We start from the raw sequence: 17,561 nt of genomic DNA, 5'->3' as shown, positions 1-17,561 counted from the left end.
CGAGCGGCGGGCTTAGACCAGCACCAGGTCGTCAACATGAACCACGACACGGTCATATCCGCGGCCCAGGGCCTTGCCGAGTTCCTTGGTAGACCGGCCCAGCATCCGGGGCAGCTCGTCGGAGGCGTAGTTGACCAGCCCGCGGGCAATCACCGTGCCGTCCGGCGAGACCATCTCCACCGGATCACCGGCTTCAAAGTTGCCGCGGACGGCGGTAATGCCGGCCGGCAGCAGCGAGGTGCGCCGGTCGCGCACGGCCTGAACGGCGCCGTCGTCGAGCACGAGCGTGCCTTCCACCGCTGCCAGGTGCGCCAGCCACAGCAGCCGGATGGGCTTGCGGGAGCCGTTGACCGAGAACCAGGTCCCAACGTCCTGTCCGGCCAATGCGGCGGCGGCGTTCCCGGTGGAGGTGACGAGGGCGTGGATTCCGGAGCCGGCGGCGATCATCGCCGCCTCCACCTTGGTGACCATTCCCCCGGTCCCGACGCCGGCCTTGCCGGTGCTGCCGATGGAGACGCCGTCGAGGTCGTGCGGGCCCGTGACGTGCGGGATGCGCTTGGCGCCGTGCGAGGGCGGCCCGTCGTAAAGGGAGTCGACGTCGGAGAGCAGCACCAGCGCGTCGGCGCGGACCAGGTGCGCCACGAGGGCCGCCAGCCGGTCATTGTCGCCAAAGCGGATCTCGTGCGTGGCGACGGTGTCGTTTTCGTTGACCACCGGGACGACGCCGAGGTTCAGCAGCCGGTCCAGGGCCCGGAAGGCGTTGGTGTGCTGGCTGCGGCGCATGAAGTCGTCGGCGGTCAGCAGCACCTGGCTGACGGTGACGCCGTGGGCGCCGAAGGCGTGGGTGTAGCGGGCCATCAGCAGGCCCTGGCCCACACTCGCGGCTGCCTGCTGGGTGGCGAGGTCGCGGGGACGCTTCTCGAGTCCGAGCGGGGCCAGTCCGGCGGCGATGGCGCCGGAGGACACCAGGATGATCTCGGCGCCGTCGTTGCGCTTGTGCGCCAGGGCATCGGCGAGACCCGTCAGGGCCTCCTCCGAGATGCCGCCCTTGATGCTGGTCAGGGAGGAAGAACCGACCTTGACCACGATCCGGCGGGCACCGGACAGCGCGGAACGGTCCGGGACGGCAGCGTTCCGGGCGGATGAGTGCGGGACGGAACTGTCCGGTGCGGAACGGTCCGGGACGGTACTGTCCGGGACGGTACGGCCGGGGACGGCACGGTCCGGCGCTGATCCGGCCGGAACCGGAGGTTCGGCGCTGCCGGCCGTACCAGGCACGATGACGGTTTTACTCGTCATCCGCTGCGCCCAGTCCACTCTCCTTGACCGGCTTGACGGCCCGGCGTCCGCTGACGGATTCGGTCCAGATGCCGGCCTTGCGTTCGGCTTCGAGCTCGGCGCGGGCGGCGGCCTTGGCCTCGCGGCGTTCCACCTGCTCGTCGCGCTTCTGCCCACGGGTGGGGCGGTCGCCGATGTCGGCGAAACGCACGTCGGTGCCACGCGGCGCGGCCAGCAGTTCGGCGCCGGCCATCATGGTCGGCTCCCAGTCGAAGACGACGCCGTCGTCCTCGCCGATGACAACCGTGTCGCCGGGCTTGGCGCCCTGCTTGAACAGTTCGTTTTCGACGCCGAGCTTGGCGAGGCGGTCCGCGAGGTAGCCGATGGCTTCCTCGTTGGTGAAGTCGGTCTGCTTGACCCAGCGGACGGGCTTGTCGCCGAGCACGCGGAACAGCGGTTCCAGGTTCTTCTCTTCGCGGCGGATCTTGAAACCGGATTCGTTGACGGCGCGGGGCCTGAGGACCGGGGCGTGCACCTTGGGCGGCGCAGCGGCGAGCTCGTCGCGGGCGGCCTGAACGATTTCAGCCATGGCGAAGCCGAGCTGGCGGAGGCCCTCATGGCTCGTGGCGGAGATCTCGAAGACCTTGTAGCCGCGGGACTCGAGTTCCGGGCGGACGAATTCGGCCATGTCCTTGCCGTCGGGAAGGTCCACCTTGTTCAGGGCGATCAAGCGGGGACGGTGGTTCAGCGGCACGACTTCGCCGTCGGATCCGGCGAAGCTCATGTCCACGGCGTACTTCTCGAGTTCGGCTTCGATGACCGCCAGGTCGGAGAGCGGGTCGCGGTCCGATTCGAGCGTTCCGCAGTCCAGTACATGCACGAGGGCGGCGCAGCGCTCGACATGGCGCAGGAAGTAGTGGCCGAGGCCCTTGCCTTCACTGGCGCCTTCAATCAGGCCCGGGACGTCCGCGATGGTGAAGCGGACGTCGCCGGCCTGGACGACGCCGAGGTTAGGGATCAGGGTGGTGAAGGGGTAGTCGGCGATTTTCGGCCGGGCGGCGGACATCGCGGCGATCAGGCTGGACTTGCCGGCGGAGGGGAAGCCGACCAGGGCGATATCCGCGATCGACTTCAGTTCCAGCACGATGTCGCTGGATTCGCCTTCGATGCCCAGCAGCGCGAAGCCGGGGGCGCGGCGCTTCTGCGAGGAGAGCGAGGCGTTGCCGAGGCCTCCGATGCCGCCGGCGGCCGCGATGTACTCGGCGCCTTCGCCCACGAGGTCGGCGAGGACCCGGCCGTCCTTGGACTTCACCACGGTGCCCTCGGGCACCGGGAGGATGAGGGTTTCGCCGTTCTTGCCGCCGCGCCAGTCGCCCATGCCGGGTCCGCCGTTGGTGGCGTGCCGGTGCGGGGCGTGGTGGTAGTCGAGCAGGGTGGTGGTCTGCGGGTCAACGCGGAGGATGACGTCGCCGCCGTTGCCGCCGTTGCCGCCGTCGGGACCGCCGAGGGGCTTGAACTTCTCGCGGTGGACGGAGACACAGCCGTGGCCGCCGGTACCGCCGGATACGTGCAGTACTACCCGGTCTACAAAGCTCGCCACGTGGATCTCCTCAATGCTTTTCCCTGGACCGTAAAGGGGCCCAAGATGATTGTAATGCGGTTAAAACACCGGTGGAGCGGACCAAATGGCCCGCCCCACCGATTTAGAACTTGTTGTTACTCTGCGGCTGCTGCAGCCACGATGTTCACAACGCGACGACCACGGCGGGTGCCGAACTCGACTGCACCGGGGGTCAGGGCGAACAATGTGTCGTCCCCGCCGCGGCCGACGCCGGCGCCCGGGTGGAAGTGGGTGCCGCGCTGGCGGACGATGATTTCGCCTGCGGAAACGACCTGGCCGCCGAAGCGCTTCACGCCGAGGTACTGGGCGTTGGAGTCACGACCGTTGCGAGTGGAACTCGCGCCTTTTTTATGTGCCATTTGAAATGCCTGCCTTCAAAAAATTCTGGGGAACCTGCTGGAAACCTGAACAGTAACGAAGAGTTACTTGATACCGGTGATCTTGACCTTGGTCAATTCCTGACGGTGACCCTGGCGCTTCTTGTAACCGGTCTTGTTCTTGAACTTCTGGATGACGATCTTCGGACCACGAAGGTCTTCGAGGATCTCAGCCGTAACCGTTACCTTGGCCAGGTCCGCAGCAGCAGACGTGATCTTGTCACCGTCCACCAGGAGCAGTGCGGGCAACTCAAAGGTGCTGCCGGCTCCACCGGGGACGCGGTTCAGGGTAACGAAGTCTCCAACGGAAACCTTCTCTTGGCGGCCGCCTGCGCGGACAATCGCGTACACCACTGGGGAACTCACTTCTCTCGACGTTTATTACTAGATTTGCGTGCGGAACCTGGTCCAAGTTGTTTGGCTGGCTCACGCTGTGCCTCAACGCCGGTGGGCTCCCCGGGGGAACCCATGAGCTATCCCGTGGTCAAATCCGAAAACGGATTGTCCTCAAGGTCATAACCCAAGTGTTGGCGTAAGCACCGAAGATCTAGACTACGCTAATTTTGCCTTCGGCCGCAAATGAGGCTGGCTCCGGCGGGCCATGCGTGACGGACTTAACTCCATTAAGGCAGAGCATTCCTGCAACGACTTCCGGAACCGTGCCCCACCATCGTACAGGCTGGCCGGGTCCCCGCCGGTCAGGCGTGCAGTCTCGGCGCGTCGAAGAAGGCGACTTCGTAACGGGCCGACTGCCTGAAAGCCAGGGCCATGGCGTCCCGTTCGCCGGCTGAGGCGCGGCGCGCCGCGTCGTCCGTGATGGCGATGGCCTGCCGCGTCGCCGCGGCGAAGTCCTCGTCGGCGTACGTCCGCAGCCAGTCGGCGTAGGGGTGCGCTTCGGCGGCACCGGCGGCCAGGAACTGCGCGTGGAGTTCCGCGCCGACCACGGCATAGAGCCAGAAGCACGGCAGGGCGGCCGCGACCAGCACCCCGTAGCTGCCGGAGACCGAGGCCGCCAGCAGGTGGTCCACATAGGACTTCGTCACCGGCCCAAGCGTTCCCTCCACGGTGCGGGTGCTGAGCCAGCTCCGGTGCAGCTCGGATTCGACTTCCAGGCACTGCTGGGCGGATCGGGCCCAGAAGAGCTGTTCGGCTTCGGCGGGTGCGAGTGCGGCCGCCCGGGCCAGCACCCGCGAGTAGCCATTGAGGTAGAGGGCGTCCTGGGCCAGATAGTAGGCGAACTCCCGCTCGGGGAGCGTGCCGTCCGCCAGCCTCCGGATGAACTCCAGGCCGTAGATCTCGTCGAGGTCCGGGGCCGCGCCGGCCCCGAGGGCAGCGACAAACTCCCCCTCGGCCGGGACCCGGCGGTCCCCGGGACCCTGAGCCAGGCCGTGGTCCGCGGTGCCGTGATCCGTGGTGCCGTGGTCCGAGGTCAGGTGCTGGACGTGGTGGAAATGGTGCACCGGACCGTTGCCGGTGCCGACGTCGAGGTGCTCCGAGCTGCGCAGCGCACCTTCGAGCCAGGGCTTGACCTCGCGCAGCGCCGCTTCCCAGTCCCCCACCCGGGCCTGCACCGTCGCCAGTGCCGAGGACAGCGAGCAACCGGTGCCGTGGCTGTTGCTGGTGGGCACGCGTCGGCCCGTCACCACTACCGTCTCCTGGTCCAGCAGTCCCCCGGTGTTGACGAGCGCATCCGGGCACCCGCCGTCGTGGCCGAATTCGCCCCCGGCGGTGCCGGGTTCGGCTCCGGCGCCGCCGTCGGCATTTCCTTCCAGATGGCCGCCCTTCACCAGGACCGTGGTGCCGCTCAGGGCGGCGAGCCGCTTGCCCTGGGCCAGGGCCTCGGCCCAGTCGGCCGCGACGGGTTCCCGGAGCAGCAGGGCGAGTTCGGCGAGATTGGGCGTGACGAGGTCCGCGAGGGGCAGCAGCGCGTGCAGGGCCGTCTCGGCTGCTTCCGGCAGCAGCCGGTCCCCGCTGGTGGCCACCATCACCGGGTCCAGGACGACGACGCCGGGCCGGGCGTGTTCCAGCCAGCGCCGGACGGCGTCGATGACGGCGGCGTCGCCCAGCATGCCGATCTTGACGGCGTCGATGCCGATGTCCGCGCTCACGGCGTCCAGCTGGGCGGTCAGGAAGGCGGCCGGCGGAACGTGGACGGCCCGGACGCCGCGGGTGTTCTGGGCCGTGAGGGCGGTGATGGCGGCCATGCCGTAGCCGCCGTGCGCGGCAATGCTTTTCAGGTCGGCCTGGATGCCCGCGCCGCCGGAGGGGTCCGAACCGGCGATGGCCAGCACCCGCGGGATCCGGGCCGGAGCGGTAGTCGGCGCGGGGGGCAGAAATGCGGACGGAAGAACGACTGAAGCCACGATGGACATCCCTTCGCCGGTGCTAACCGGACAGGTTCAACGGGTCTGGATCTCAGCCGGCTCGTTGCGCGGCACCCCGTGTCAGTTCTCCAGCCTAGCCGCAGCGCTTAACGAACCACGGGTGCGGCCCAAACCCCGGCGAATTGCTACGCCGGGTCCGGACCGCACCCGCGGCCATGCTGGATTGCCTCGTTGGGCTTCCGGGCTACAGCTCCGACGCCGGGACGCCGACGCCGAGGATGATCGGTTCGTTCGCCGCGGCCGGCTTTGCCGCTGCCTTGTCCGGGGAAGGTGCCTTGGCCTCGTGCACGGCTCCGGCCGCGGCCGTTGCGTTCCGTTGCTCGGCTGCCTCACGGTGTTCAATGGACGTCTCGTTGGCTGCGCCCTGGGCGCGGCTGGCGCTCCGGTTGCGGCGCACGCGGCGGCCCCTGGAGGTACCGGTCCCGACGTCGGCCCTCGCCAGTGCCGGTGCAGGCGCCTGTGCCGCTGCCGGTGCCTGGGCCGGTGCCGTGGCCTTGGCCGCGGAAACCTGCTCGGCGGCGGGCTTGCTTTCCTCGGTGTCGCCCAGATGGGCGAAGGCCTCCGTCAGCAGGTCAAGGGTCAGGGCGGGTGCCGTCCCCTCCTCGGCGTGCTCCACGTACGGCAGCACCACCTGCTCGCCGCCGAAGGTCAGCACGGCAGCGGGACGTCCGGCTGCTTCCTCTGTTGCAACGAACTGCCGGGCGGTCTCGGCTGCGGCCTGTCGGGTCTCGGCCTGGCGGGTGTCGGCGTCGTGCCGGGCTGCCGCTTCCCCCTCGTGCAGGTGGGCGGCGTGCGCGGCGGCCGCGATGTTCGCGAGGGCAGCCCGGGTCGCCTCTGCCTTGGCGTGGCGCTCGGCCTCCGTGGGCTCCGGGTGGATGGCTGCGGGTGCCGACGGAGCGGACTCCGGCCCGCCCTGCCCGCCCCTGCCACGGCGGCGGCCCTTGCGCTCGGTGCGGGCAGCGGGCTGGTTCTCGATCCGCGGGACGTGGTGCTCTGCGGCTACGACGTTGGCGCGGCGGTGCTCGACGGGCTCGTCGTGCGTGACGATGCCGCGGCCGGCGCAGGTTTCGCACTGCTCGCCAAAGACTTCCAGCAGCCCGGTGCCCATCCGCTTGCGAGTCATCTGCACGAGCCCGAGCGAGGTCACTTCGGCCACCTGGTGCTTGGTACGGTCTCGGCCGAGGCACTCCACCATGCGGCGCAGTACGAGGTCGCGGTTCGATTCCAGCACCATGTCGATGAAGTCGATCACGATGATGCCGCCGATGTCGCGGAGCCGGAGCTGCCGGACGACTTCCTCGGCCGCTTCCAGGTTGTTCTTGGTGACGGTTTCCTCGAGGTTGCCGCCGCTGCCGGTGAACTTCCCGGTGTTGACGTCCACCACGGTCATGGCTTCGGTGCGGTCGATCACCAGGGATCCGCCGGACGGCAGGAAAACCTTGCGGTCCAGTGCCTTGTGGATCTGCTCGTCGATCCGCCAGGCCGCGAAGATGTCCGTGTCCTTGGTCCACTTCTCGAGCCGGCCCACGAGGTCCGGCGCCACATAGGTGACGTAGGCCTCGATGGTGTCCCAGGCTTCCTCGCCGGAGACGATCAGCTTGGAGAAGTCCTCGTTGAAGACGTCACGGACCACCTTGATGGTCAGGTCAGGTTCGCCGTAGAGCAGCTCGGGGGCGAGGATCTTGGTCGACGTCGACTGGCCTTCGATGCCTTCCCATTGCGCGCGGAGCCGGTTGATGTCGTGGGTCAGCTCTTCCTCGGAGGCGCCCTCGGCCGCGGTGCGGACAATCACGCCGGCGTTTTCCGGCAGGCGGTCCTTGAGGATCCGCTTGAGGCGGTTGCGTTCGACGTCGGGCAGCTTGCGGGAGATGCCGGTCATGGAACCGCCGGGCACGTACACCAGGTACCGGCCGGGCAGCGAGATCTGGCTGGTGAGGCGGGCGCCCTTGTGGCCGACAGGGTCCTTGGTGACCTGGACCAGCACGGAGTCGCCGGACTTCAGCGCGTTCTCGATCCGGCGCTGCTTGCCCTCAAGGTTGACGGCTTCCCAGTTGACTTCACCGGCGTAGAGCACGGCGTTGCGGCCACGTCCGATATCCACGAAGGCGGCTTCCATGGACGGCAGCACGTTCTGGACCTTGCCCAGGTAGACATTGCCGATCAGGGAGTCCTGCTGCGTCTTGGACACGAAGTGCTCGGCCAGGACACCGTCTTCGAGGACGCCGATCTGGATTCTGTCGTCGCGCTGGCGCACGATCATCTGGCGGTCCACGGATTCACGGCGGGCCAGGAACTCGGCCTCGGTGATGACGGTGCGGCGGCGGCCGGTGTCGCGGGATTCGCGCCGGCGCTGCTTCTTGGCCTCGAGTCGGGTGGAGCCCTTCAGGGAGGTGACGCGGTTGTTGACCGGCGCTTCAGTGATCGCACGCGGCGCACGGACCCGGGTCACCGTGTTGGGCGGATCGTCGTCTCCCCCGCCGGTGAGTTCCAGGTCCTGGTCGCCACGACGGCGGCGACGGCGGCGGCGCGAGGTCACACCGTCCTCGAGGGTCCCCTCGGTGCCTTCCTCGGCATCCTCGCCGGCGTCCTCCGATTCGCTCTCTTCTTCGCCGGTGCGGCTGCGTCCACGGCGGCCGCGGCTGCGGCGGCGGCGACGGCTGCCGTCCTCGTCGCCTTCCTCTTCCGCCTCTTCGGGCGTGGCCGCGGCGGCAACCGGCGCCGGGCGGGCGACGGTGCTCAGGTCGGGAGCCTGGAAGATCATCGAGGTGACCGCTCCGGGCTCAAGGAAGAGCGAGGAGGCCGCGGAGCGTGCGGCGGCAGGCTGCTCGGACGTTTCCGCGGCAGGGGCTCCCGTAGCAGGGGCTGCTTCGGCGGCCGGGGCGGCGGTTTCTGCGGATGCGGCAGTTTCGGCGGACGCCGGGGCTACTGCGGCGGCCGTTTCCGTGGCAGGGGTTGCTTCGGTGGTTTCCGTGGCAGGGGCCGCCTCGGTGGCGGGCGTGGCAGGGGCCGCCTCGGCGGTGGGGGCCTCCGGTGCCGGCTCTGCTTCGGTCACCGGCGCGGCGGCCTTGGCCCGGCTGGCCCGGCGCCGGACAGGCTTCTCGGCGGGGGCTACGGCGGCAGGGACTTCGGCGGGGGCTTCGGCGGCGGCTGCGGCTGTTTCGTTCTCGTCGGCGAAGGCCGGCAGGGGCTCGGGCGCCTCGGCGACTTTGCGGGCGCGGGTCCGGCGGGCGGGGGCCTTGGCTTTGGGTTCGGCGGCCGGGGTCTCGCTTCCCGGGGTCTCCGTTGCCTCGGTCAGGACGGCAGCGTCCGCGGCGGGCTCCGTGGCGTCAGCTTTCGGGAGGGCCTTCCGGCGGGTCCGAACCGGCCGCTTCGGCGGTGCTGCCGCCGCAGCTGCCTCTTCTGCTGCTTCGTCCGTCGTTGCTGCTTCTTCCGCAACGATCGGTTCTTCATTCCCGGCTATAACCTGGTTCTTATCCATATGTGGTGACACTCCTGCCCTTGGGCGCCCCCACATCCGGCGCCCGTTGGGGCAATTATTTGTCAACACCCGCGGGCATTGACAGAAGTCAATTGGATACCCTCAGGTTCGCACCGGCAGTGGGGTGCGGCAGCCCTGGAGGGCCGGCAAGATTGTTCTGAAACCCGTTGATCTTTCCGTCACAACCAGGTGCCGTCCAATGGCATTGCGGGACAGCCTGGATCAGAGGATCCGGAGCTCCCTGCTCATCATTGGCGGTCTTGGGAACAAAATCGCCGGACCGGGACCCGGATGTGGATCGGGTTCCAGCCACGATCATTGTCTCACAGGAGCCGCCAAAGCAGGCCTAGGCAAGGCATCCGGCACGCCCCGGGAACTGAATCATAGGAGACGGCCCTCTGCTTCCCGGGCTTCGTTCAGTCTTCGGCGATAGAATCGGACCAGTTGCACCGACCCGAAGGACGTTCATTCCATGCCCAGCATCTCCAGCGCCACCGGCGAGGCAGCCGCTCAGCAGCAAGGCGTCAGCCCGTCCGCGACGGAACGGCCGCTGCCCCCGATGACCCGTGAGCGTCCGTTCGCGTGGCTCCTGCTGATCACCGGCGTCGTCGGCTGGCTCGCCTCCGGAATCCTGGTGCTGGAGAAACTCGAGGTCCTCAAGGACCCCGGCCACGTCACCGTCTGCGACGTGAACCCGTGGATCTCCTGCGGGCAGGTCATGCAGACGCCGCAGAGCTCGGTGTTCGGCTTCCCCAACATGTTCATCGGCATCGTGGCCTTCGCCGTCATCATCACCACCGCCATGGGCATCCTGGCCGGCGCCAAATTTGCCCGCTGGTACTGGCTCGGGCTGCAGGCCGGCGTGACCCTGGGCTTCGCCTTCGTGGTGTGGCTCTGGTTCCAGGCCCTGTATTCGATCCACATCCTGTGCCCGTTCTGCATGATCGTGTGGGCCGCGATGATTCCGCTGTTCGTCTGGGTCACGGTCCGGAACGTGTCCCAGGGTGTCATCCCGCTCCCGGCCGGCCCCGCCCGGATCATCGGCGACTCGGGCTGGATCGTCACGGCGCTGCTTTACGTCGCCGTGATCGCCACGATCTTCTTCGCCTTCATCCAGGTCTTCATCGGGACCTCCGGCTACTAGGGAAAAAAGGGCGTCCTTGGGCTGGTCGATCGGCGGCTCGTCCGCCAAACTCCCCTGACGGCCGGAGGGATCAGCGGGTCGTCGACGCCATTCCTTCAATGGTGGCAGCCAACACTCATCAGTCCTCAGGAACCAGGACCGCCTGATGGACCCTCTTGACGCCTCGCAGAGTGCGCCCTGGCACGGCCTCCCGGTCACAGATATCAGGGCTGTAGGGCGGGGTCCGGGGTGTGCAGATGTGCGCGCTCCCCGTCGTGGTCGAAGATGCTCAGGATCTCCACGGGGCCTTCGTGGGCGCCGATGGCGTGCGGGACCATGGTGGAGAACTCGGCCGCCTGGCCTGCGTGGATCAGGATGGTTCGCTCCCCCAGGTGCAGGCGGGCTGTGCCGGACAGGACGGTGAACCAGTCGCGGCCGGGGTGCACACCCAGTTGCTCTGTTCCGGTGGCCCGTTCGGGGGCGATGCGCATCTTTGCCACGGTGGCACCATTAAGAGCGCCTTCGCGGGACAGGAGCCAGGCCGTCACTCCAGGTGTGTGCCCAGGCTGCGGCCGGATGACCACGTCCTCGTCGTCGGCGGACTCCACCAGCTGATCGAGCGTGGTGCCGAGGGCCCGGGCGATGGGGACGAGCTGATCGAGGGCGATCCTGCGATGCCCGGTTTCGATGCGGCTCAGTGTGGAGGGGCTGAGGTAGCAGCGGGCGGCGAGGGCGTCCAGCGACCACCCACGCGCCAACCGCAGGCCGCGGATGCGCTGGCGGATTACGGAGTCCAACTCGAGTTCTTGCGTCATAGACAAGATTGTATGCCTGGAACGCAGGACGCCAGTAGCTTGGAAGCATGACGTATATTCAGCACGATCATCACAACGGCCACCACGCGCTCAAGAACGACCACGACAACGAGGCAGGGCTGGCGGACATCCTGGACCTGGACGCCGAGGTGCTCGGCGGGTATCTGGACGAGGTGACCGAGTGGGTAGCGCAGCACACACGGGACGCTCCGCGCACGGTAGTGGACGTCGGTGCCGGAACGGGCACCGGCAGCCTGGCCCTCGCAAGGCGCTTCAGCGAGGCTGAGCTGGTCGCGATCGACAAGTCGGCGTTGATGCTCGAGCGCCTCCAGGCAGCAGCAGGTCGCGGGCAAGGTCTCACTGATCGGCTGCGCGCGGTGCAGGCCGATCTGGACGTGGCCTGGCCTCAGGTCGGTGCGTCGGACCTTGCGTGGGCGGCCTCGTCACTGCATCACCTTGCCGACCCGGACCGGGTGCTCCGCGACCTCCACACCGCGCTGAACCCCGGCGGTTTGCTGGTGGTCATCGAGATGGACTCCCTGCCGCGGCTCCTGCCCGACGAGATCGGACTCGGCAGGCCCGGCCTGGAAGCACGCTGCCACGAGGCGATGGACCAGGCAGGATGGAACCCGCACCCGGACTGGCGGCCGCACTTGGAGCGCGCCGGATTCGAGATCGCTGAACAGCGCAGCTTCAGCATCGAAGCGAACCCGGCACCGCCAAGCACCGGACGCTACGCGCACGCCGTCGTGCGCAGCATCCGCGGAGCTGTTGACGGCCGGCTGGCCACCGACGACCTCGCTACCCTCGACCGACTCCTAACGGCGGACGACCCCGACGGTCTCCTGCGCCGCACCGACCTGACCGTCCGAGGCAGCCGGACCGCCTGGGCGGCCCGCCGTCCTTGAGCCCGCCGAGGTGCCGGATCGCCGCCGTCCTTGAGCAACACCCACCTGCGCCGACGCGGCCGCAGGTTCGCCTCGACTAAGGAGATACTCCATGAACTTTGCAAAGACGCATGACGTCGCGATCATCGGAGGTGGTGCCGCGGGCCTAAGCGCCGCCGTCACCTTGGCGCGATCCCTGCGCTCGGTGGTCCTCGTGGATGGCGGCGAGCCGCGGAATGCGCCCGCCGCTGGTGCGCACAACATTCTCGGGCACGACGGAATCACCCCGGTGGAACTGCTGGCGTCCGGGCGGCGGGAGGCGGAGCGCTACGGGGCTGAGATCCGCCAGGACCGTGCCGTCGCTGCGCGCCGTCGTGATGGCGGGTTCGACGTGGATCTCGCCGGCGGCGGGACTGTCCGGGCGCGTCGGCTCCTGCTCGCCACGGGGCTAATTGACGAACTCCCCGACGTACCCGGCGTCCGGGGGTTCTGGGGACGGAGCGTGCTGCACTGCGCCTACTGCCACGGGTGGGAGGTGCGCGGACAGCGAATCGGTGTTCTCGGCACGAGCCCCCTAAGCGTCCACCAGGCTCTCCTGTTCCGGCAGCTCAGTGATGACGTCACGCTGTTCCTCCACACGATGCCCGCCCCGGTCGGCGAGGCATCAGACCAGCTCGCCGCCCTGGACATCCGGGTCGTGAACGGCGCCGTCGACCGGCTTCACGCTGAGAACGATGTCCTGAGCGCTGTCGTCCTCGACGACGGGCAGGAGTTCCTCGTGGACGCAGTGACTGTGGCACCCCGGTTCATTGCGCGGGCAGACCTGTACGAGCAGTTGGGCGGAGCACTAACCGATCATCCGCTCGGCGCGTTCATCGCGACCGGACCGATGGGGCGGACGGATATCCCCGGCGTCTGGGCAGCAGGGAACGTCAGCGACCTCGGGGCGATGGTCGCTGCCGCAGCGGGAGCCGGGGTCGCGGCCGGCGCCGCCATCAATGCAGATCTCGTGACCGAGGATGCCGGTGCCGCCGTTCGAGCGCGGGCGGAAAGCACCGCCCCTTCCACGGAGGCGCGTGACACGGGTGCTCGGTGAACGCCGACACGGTCTGCCCCAAACGCCGCAGCCTGCTGACGGCCCCCTTGGTACGCTCTGCCAATCAGCCGCCTCGAGCCTAAGTAGTGGGGTTCCTGCTTAACGTAGAGGCAAGGTCAACGAGTTGATGGGTGACGGAAGCCGTGGACTCGTAAAGCTCCCTGTACAGCCCGTAAAGCCTCTCGTATCTGGCCGACGAATCCTGGCGAGGCTGCGTTACTGACACGATTGGGTTCCAGTCTCCGATCACCGCTGACCCCAGCGCCTCGGCTGCCAGATAGGCGGCCCCGAAACTGGCCCCGATGGTCACGGAAGGTATCTGCTGTTCCAGGCCTGTGACGTCTGAAACGATTTGCGTCCATAGGCCTCCCTGCGTACCGCCGCCAACGGCGATCGTGCGTCGCACGTCCCCGCCCATGTTTGTTAGAGCGTCGACGTTGTGTCGTACTCCGAACGCGGTCGCCTCCAGCGTGGCCCGGTACAAGTCGCCACGGGTATGGTCCAAGGTGAGTCCTGCGACGAGTCCACGGGCGTTCGGATCCGCTACGGGTGTGCGCTCACCCGCAAAATACGGGAGCATGAGCAGCCCATTCGCGCCGGGGCCTGACTTATCCGCCTCGGACAGCAGGGTCGAAAAGTCAGGGGAACCGACTATCGTCCGGAGCCAGGCTGTGATGGCACCGGACGTGGCCATGCCGCCGGCAAGGTTGTAGGTACCCGGCACCACTCCGACCGTGCCCCACAGTGACGACGATGTCGTTCTTGCCTGCAGAGTATTCACCAGGAACATGGTTGTGCCGTACATCAGCATCAAATCGCCCGGACGGTGGGCGCCCACACTGACGGCTTCCGACCAGGCATCGATTGTTCCGCCGATGACGGGCACCCCCCTTGGAATGCCCGTCCTGTCCGAAGCAACCAGATTCACGTGGCCGATAATGTCTCCGGGCCAGACCAGCAGGGGCAGCTCGATGGATTGAATCAGTGGATCTGCGTACGGCGGGTACCACTCGTGAGTGGACGTGTCGTACATGGGTGTGCACTGGCTCGCCGAGTGATGGTCGAGGACGTACTCCCCCGTCAGCTGATAAGCCAGCCAGGAACTCGGCATGAAGAGCATTCGGGCTCTTGAGGCGACGCCCGGCTCATGATCGGCCAGCCACGCCAGCTTAGGCCCGACAGCCTGGGTGGATAGCGCTGATCCGCATCGATCCACAATCGATTGCTGACCGAAGGCCGCATTAATGCAGTCGATCTGTTCCACGGCCCGGGTGTCGATTCCATAAAGGATGGCGGGACGCAGCGCCCTGGCGTCCTCATCGGCAATAAGGACACAGGGGCCCATGCCGCTGACCCCTACTCCTACTACCTGGACGTCTTCCGTAGCTGTCAGCTCACGGGATATTTCAATGAACTCCTGCCACCAGATGGCAGCGTCCATTTCCACATGCCCTGGGGCTGGTCTGGACACCTCATGATTTCGCACTGCGGTGGCATGAATCTTGCCGCCGAAATCTACCAGGACGCCCTTGCTGCTGGACGTGCCGATATCGATGCCCAGGACAACTTCCCGCATCAGGCTCCCCCCACCCGAGGTCCGTGGCCCGCCCTCGACGAAAGGGCGGGCCGGACATTGATCACACTGTGGCGGTAGTCCGCCCCGCGAGCCTTGAAAATGACGATCATCCTTCCGCAGGCCGAAGCCCGGCCGGTCAATGCGACAACGTTTTCGGTGGGAACCCATCACGGGTTGTGGCCTGACCTGCGCGTACTCCCCCGGCCAGCGGCGGGGAAGATTCACGAAGGGCTATCGCTCGATGGCGTGGCCTTCGGTGTCCAGGTGATCACGCCACGACCGCTTGGCTTTCCAGCCGAGCATCCGTTCTGCCTTTGCACATGAGATACCGGAGGCATCGACCCGGTCCAGCGCTCGCAGCTCAATCTGATCCCCGTAATACTCTTTGAGCACGGCGGCGAAATCGCGCCCGCCGACGTTGTCGGGGTTGGCGATGTAAAAGACTTCGTGACCAGGAATGTTTGATTCAACGGCCAGCGCGATTGCGTCGGCGAGGTCTTCCGAGTCAACGTAGCTCCACAGGTTTGGGCTCAGCTCCCCGGCGTCACGGACTTGGCCGCCAAGATTCCGTTCGTAGTTGCCGGCGTGCTGGACGTGACTCGGCCGGATGGAGATGCAGCGCATATCGCTACGGCGCACCGCGGCGTCGCACAGCTCTTCTCCGAACACCTTGGACAGGGCGTACGGATCCTGTGGCCGGATCGGGTGGTTCTCGTCTACCGGTGCGTAGTCGGGGAGGACAGGGCGCTCGGGGAAGAAGAACCCCGGTACGGTTTCGCTGGAGATGTTGACGAAGACTTTGACGCCCGCCCGAATGGAGGCCTCAATCATGTTGAAGGTGCCCATGATGTTGTTCTGGAACACAATGTGCGGCGGGTTGTGGGTTGGTTCGGGAATGGCCCCGGCGTGGACGACCGCGTCGAAGCCACGAACGATCCCGTATGCTTGGCCGGCGTCCGTGAGGTCCGCCTGCTGATAGCCCGGTTCCCCGGGCAGGATTCGGTCAAAAGCGTGGCGGCCGAGGTCCGAGCCAGTGACGTCGTGTCCCGCCGCGATGAGGACACGGACAACAGCTGTGCCCACCTTGCCACGGGATCCTGTGACGAGAACTTTCATTTTTTCTTACTCCCTTTGGATATGCGTTCAACTGCCTGACTGACCGACAGCTCCAGTAAAGCCGTCAGGTTCCAGTGCTCGCGGTCCCGCCTCGTCCCTCGCCGAAACCGGAGGCTTCCCCGGTCCGCGCAGGACAATAGAGACGCTCGCCGCTAGGACCTGGCGGCCACTGAGGCCGTGCGCCAGGATTCAAGGAAGCGCCACATCGCGGTTGCCCCCGGGTCCTGGAGGCCGATGCTGCGCTCCTGAAGCCATGCGGCACGTCCTCGCCGAGAGCGCAGCGAACGTGTGTCGATCACTGCCTTTTCGGCCGCAGCGATGGCCGCATCGAGGCCGCCGGCTCCATCCTCACCAGCGTCGAGAGCATCTGCGGCAGGCATGATGGCATCAACAATGGTCTTGTCACCGATCTGAGTCTTGCCACGCTGCGCGATATTGTCGCCCGCGGCCCGCACGAATCGTGCGGCCGCCGAGAGGTCCACGTTGTCGAGGTCTTTCCACGTCTTTGATCCTGCGAGTAGCCCGCCGGCCACCAGGGCCGCCATCGTCGAAGGATTGGCGTTAGCGAAAGCCTTTGCACAGGCGCGCGAAATCTCGGCCGGCGTGGCCCCATCCGGAAGCTCCGCCAGGGCTTCGATGACCGCACCGGCTCCGAGCGTGATGGTGATGCCCAGGTCACCATCCCCCAGCGCCTGGTCGAGGTCACGCAATTCGTCCGCGGACTTGACGACCTCTGTCAGGCTGCGCTGGATCTGTTCAATCAGCTCTGTAGAGTGCATGGTTCAAACCTCCTGGAAGAACGGTGAGGAAGCTGGTGCATCCAACAGCGCCAGCCGGTCGTCGTTGAGCTTGAGAAGGGAGATAGAGGCGCCAGCCATCTCCAGGCTGGTCGCATACTCGCCGATGTAGTTCCTGCTGATCGCAACGCCACGGCCGGAGAGGATCTGGTGCACGCGGCGGTACATGACGTAGAGCTCTTCCAGGGGCGTTGCGCCCATGCCGTTCACAAGAACGGCGACGCGGTCGCCGTCAGCGAGCTCAAGATCCTCGACGAGCGCATCAACCAGACGATCCGTGATGGCATCCGCGGGCTCCAGGACGCCGCGGTGGATCCCCGGCTCGCCGTGGATCCCGATCCCGATTTCCATTTCTCCGTCAGGCAGGTCGAAGCTCAACGCACCCGTGGTGGGAAGGATAGTTGGTGACAGCCCGATTCCCATCGTCGCCGTATTATCGACGACGTCCTCGGCGACCGCCGCCACCTCGCGGAGGCTGTCCCCGCGGTCGGCTGCCGCACCGGCTGCCTTGTAGGCGAAGATCAAGCCGGCGACGCCGCGTCGCTCAAGGCGATTGTCCTTGGGCTGGCTGGCGACGTCGTCCCGTCCCACAACGGTCCGCGTTTCAATGTCTTCAAGCTCGGCCAGATCGGCAGCCAGATCGAAGTTGAAGACGTCCCCGCCGTAGTTCCCGTAGAGATACAGCACGCCGGCACCGCCGCTTACCGCTTTTGTTGCCTCGAAACACTGCTGAGAGCTGGGCGAGCTGAAGACATTGCCGATTGCCACGCCGGAGCACAGCCCGTGGCCGACGTAGCCCTTGAACAAAGGAAGATGCCCGGAACCGCCACCGGTGACGATACCTACCTTGCCTGCAACGGGAGCATCGGCGCGGACGAGGATTCGGGGGTCATCTCCAGGAGTCTTCAGCTTGTCAGGGTGCGCGAGGAGGATTCCCTCGATCATCTCGTTGACGAAGTCCTCTGGCTTGTTAATGATCTTCTTCACGGTTTTCTTTCTGTTGACGCAGGGGG

Annotated in this window: 14 protein-coding genes and 1 riboswitch; of the genes, 3 read left to right on the top strand and 11 right to left on the bottom strand. The window is 67.0% G+C overall.

Features of this window, described 5'->3' with window-relative positions:
* Positions 1 to 12: 12 nt before the first annotated feature.
* The 6 genes from proB to QFZ69_RS07625 all read right to left on the bottom strand — a co-directional run bounded on the left by proB (position 13) and on the right by QFZ69_RS07625 (position 9,138).
* On the bottom strand, positions 13 to 1,299 hold the full coding sequence (gene proB, locus QFZ69_RS07650) for a glutamate 5-kinase (protein ID WP_306916977.1): 1,287 nt from the start codon (positions 1,297 to 1,299) through the stop codon (positions 13 to 15).
* Positions 1,289 to 2,878 (bottom strand): GTPase ObgE, encoded by a 1,590-nt coding sequence (gene obgE / locus QFZ69_RS07645; RefSeq protein ID WP_306916974.1) that lies wholly within the window; start codon positions 2,876 to 2,878, stop codon positions 1,289 to 1,291. The genes proB and obgE overlap by 11 nt, the downstream gene beginning before the upstream one ends.
* A 116-nt stretch (positions 2,879 to 2,994) precedes the next feature.
* A complete protein-coding gene (gene rpmA, locus QFZ69_RS07640; RefSeq protein WP_009372867.1) occupies positions 2,995 to 3,258 on the bottom strand; it encodes a 50S ribosomal protein L27 in 264 nt (87 codons plus the stop codon).
* A 63-nt stretch (positions 3,259 to 3,321) separates the two neighbouring features.
* The gene (gene rplU / locus QFZ69_RS07635) at positions 3,322 to 3,630 is read right to left on the bottom strand and encodes a 50S ribosomal protein L21 (RefSeq protein ID WP_264357396.1); all 309 of its coding nucleotides are present in this window, start codon (positions 3,628 to 3,630) and stop codon (positions 3,322 to 3,324) included.
* Positions 3,631 to 3,974: 344 nt separating this feature from the next.
* Positions 3,975 to 5,648 carry a bifunctional hydroxymethylpyrimidine kinase/phosphomethylpyrimidine kinase gene (locus tag QFZ69_RS07630; RefSeq protein WP_306916972.1) on the bottom strand — a complete coding sequence of 558 codons (1,674 nt, stop codon included), beginning with the start codon at positions 5,646 to 5,648 and terminating at the stop codon, positions 3,975 to 3,977.
* Positions 5,631 to 5,728, bottom strand: a riboswitch (TPP riboswitch). Its footprint overlaps the gene before it by 18 nt.
* Positions 5,729 to 5,844: 116 nt before the next feature.
* The gene (locus tag QFZ69_RS07625; RefSeq protein WP_306916970.1) at positions 5,845 to 9,138 is read right to left on the bottom strand and encodes an Rne/Rng family ribonuclease; all 3,294 of its coding nucleotides are present in this window, start codon (positions 9,136 to 9,138) and stop codon (positions 5,845 to 5,847) included.
* Positions 9,139 to 9,610: 472 nt separating this feature from the next.
* Here QFZ69_RS07625 and QFZ69_RS07620 point away from each other — a divergent pair, with 472 nt between their 5' ends.
* Positions 9,611 to 10,282: a vitamin K epoxide reductase family protein gene (locus tag QFZ69_RS07620; RefSeq protein ID WP_306916968.1), complete on the top strand. Its 672-nt coding sequence runs from the start codon at positions 9,611 to 9,613 to the stop codon at positions 10,280 to 10,282.
* Between the two features lie 203 nt (positions 10,283 to 10,485).
* On the opposite strand, the gene QFZ69_RS07615 is transcribed toward QFZ69_RS07620, so the two are convergent.
* Positions 10,486 to 11,076: a helix-turn-helix transcriptional regulator gene (locus QFZ69_RS07615; RefSeq protein ID WP_306916966.1), complete on the bottom strand. Its 591-nt coding sequence runs from the start codon at positions 11,074 to 11,076 to the stop codon at positions 10,486 to 10,488.
* Positions 11,077 to 11,123: 47 nt separating this feature from the next.
* Here QFZ69_RS07615 and QFZ69_RS07610 point away from each other — a divergent pair, with 47 nt between their 5' ends.
* Both QFZ69_RS07610 and QFZ69_RS07605 read left to right on the top strand, forming a co-directional pair.
* Positions 11,124 to 11,984 (top strand): trans-aconitate 2-methyltransferase, encoded by an 861-nt coding sequence (locus QFZ69_RS07610; RefSeq protein WP_306916964.1) that lies wholly within the window; start codon positions 11,124 to 11,126, stop codon positions 11,982 to 11,984.
* A gap of 91 nt (positions 11,985 to 12,075) precedes the next feature.
* Complete coding sequence (locus QFZ69_RS07605) at positions 12,076 to 13,059, top strand: NAD(P)/FAD-dependent oxidoreductase (protein ID WP_306916962.1); 984 nt, start codon at positions 12,076 to 12,078, stop codon at positions 13,057 to 13,059.
* Between the two features lie 79 nt (positions 13,060 to 13,138).
* Here the strand turns inward: QFZ69_RS07605 and QFZ69_RS07600 are convergent, their stop codons facing one another.
* From QFZ69_RS07600 to QFZ69_RS07585, 4 genes are all read right to left on the bottom strand, one after another.
* Positions 13,139 to 14,635: an FGGY-family carbohydrate kinase gene (locus tag QFZ69_RS07600; RefSeq protein ID WP_306916960.1), complete on the bottom strand. Its 1,497-nt coding sequence runs from the start codon at positions 14,633 to 14,635 to the stop codon at positions 13,139 to 13,141.
* Positions 14,636 to 14,866: 231 nt separating this feature from the next.
* Positions 14,867 to 15,751 (bottom strand): NAD(P)-dependent oxidoreductase, encoded by an 885-nt coding sequence (locus QFZ69_RS07595; RefSeq protein WP_306916958.1) that lies wholly within the window; start codon positions 15,749 to 15,751, stop codon positions 14,867 to 14,869.
* A gap of 152 nt (positions 15,752 to 15,903) precedes the next feature.
* A complete protein-coding gene (locus tag QFZ69_RS07590) occupies positions 15,904 to 16,530 on the bottom strand; it encodes a DAK2 domain-containing protein (protein ID WP_306916956.1) in 627 nt (208 codons plus the stop codon).
* Between the two features lie 3 nt (positions 16,531 to 16,533).
* On the bottom strand, positions 16,534 to 17,535 hold the full coding sequence (locus QFZ69_RS07585; protein ID WP_306916955.1) for a dihydroxyacetone kinase subunit DhaK: 1,002 nt from the start codon (positions 17,533 to 17,535) through the stop codon (positions 16,534 to 16,536).
* Positions 17,536 to 17,561 lie beyond the last annotated feature (26 nt).

This window comes from Arthrobacter sp. V1I7 (assembly GCF_030817015.1).
Classification (GTDB): domain Bacteria; phylum Actinomycetota; class Actinomycetes; order Actinomycetales; family Micrococcaceae; genus Arthrobacter.
The sequence above is the reverse complement of the archived record's forward strand: the minus strand, read 5'-3'. Positions and strand labels throughout refer to the sequence as shown.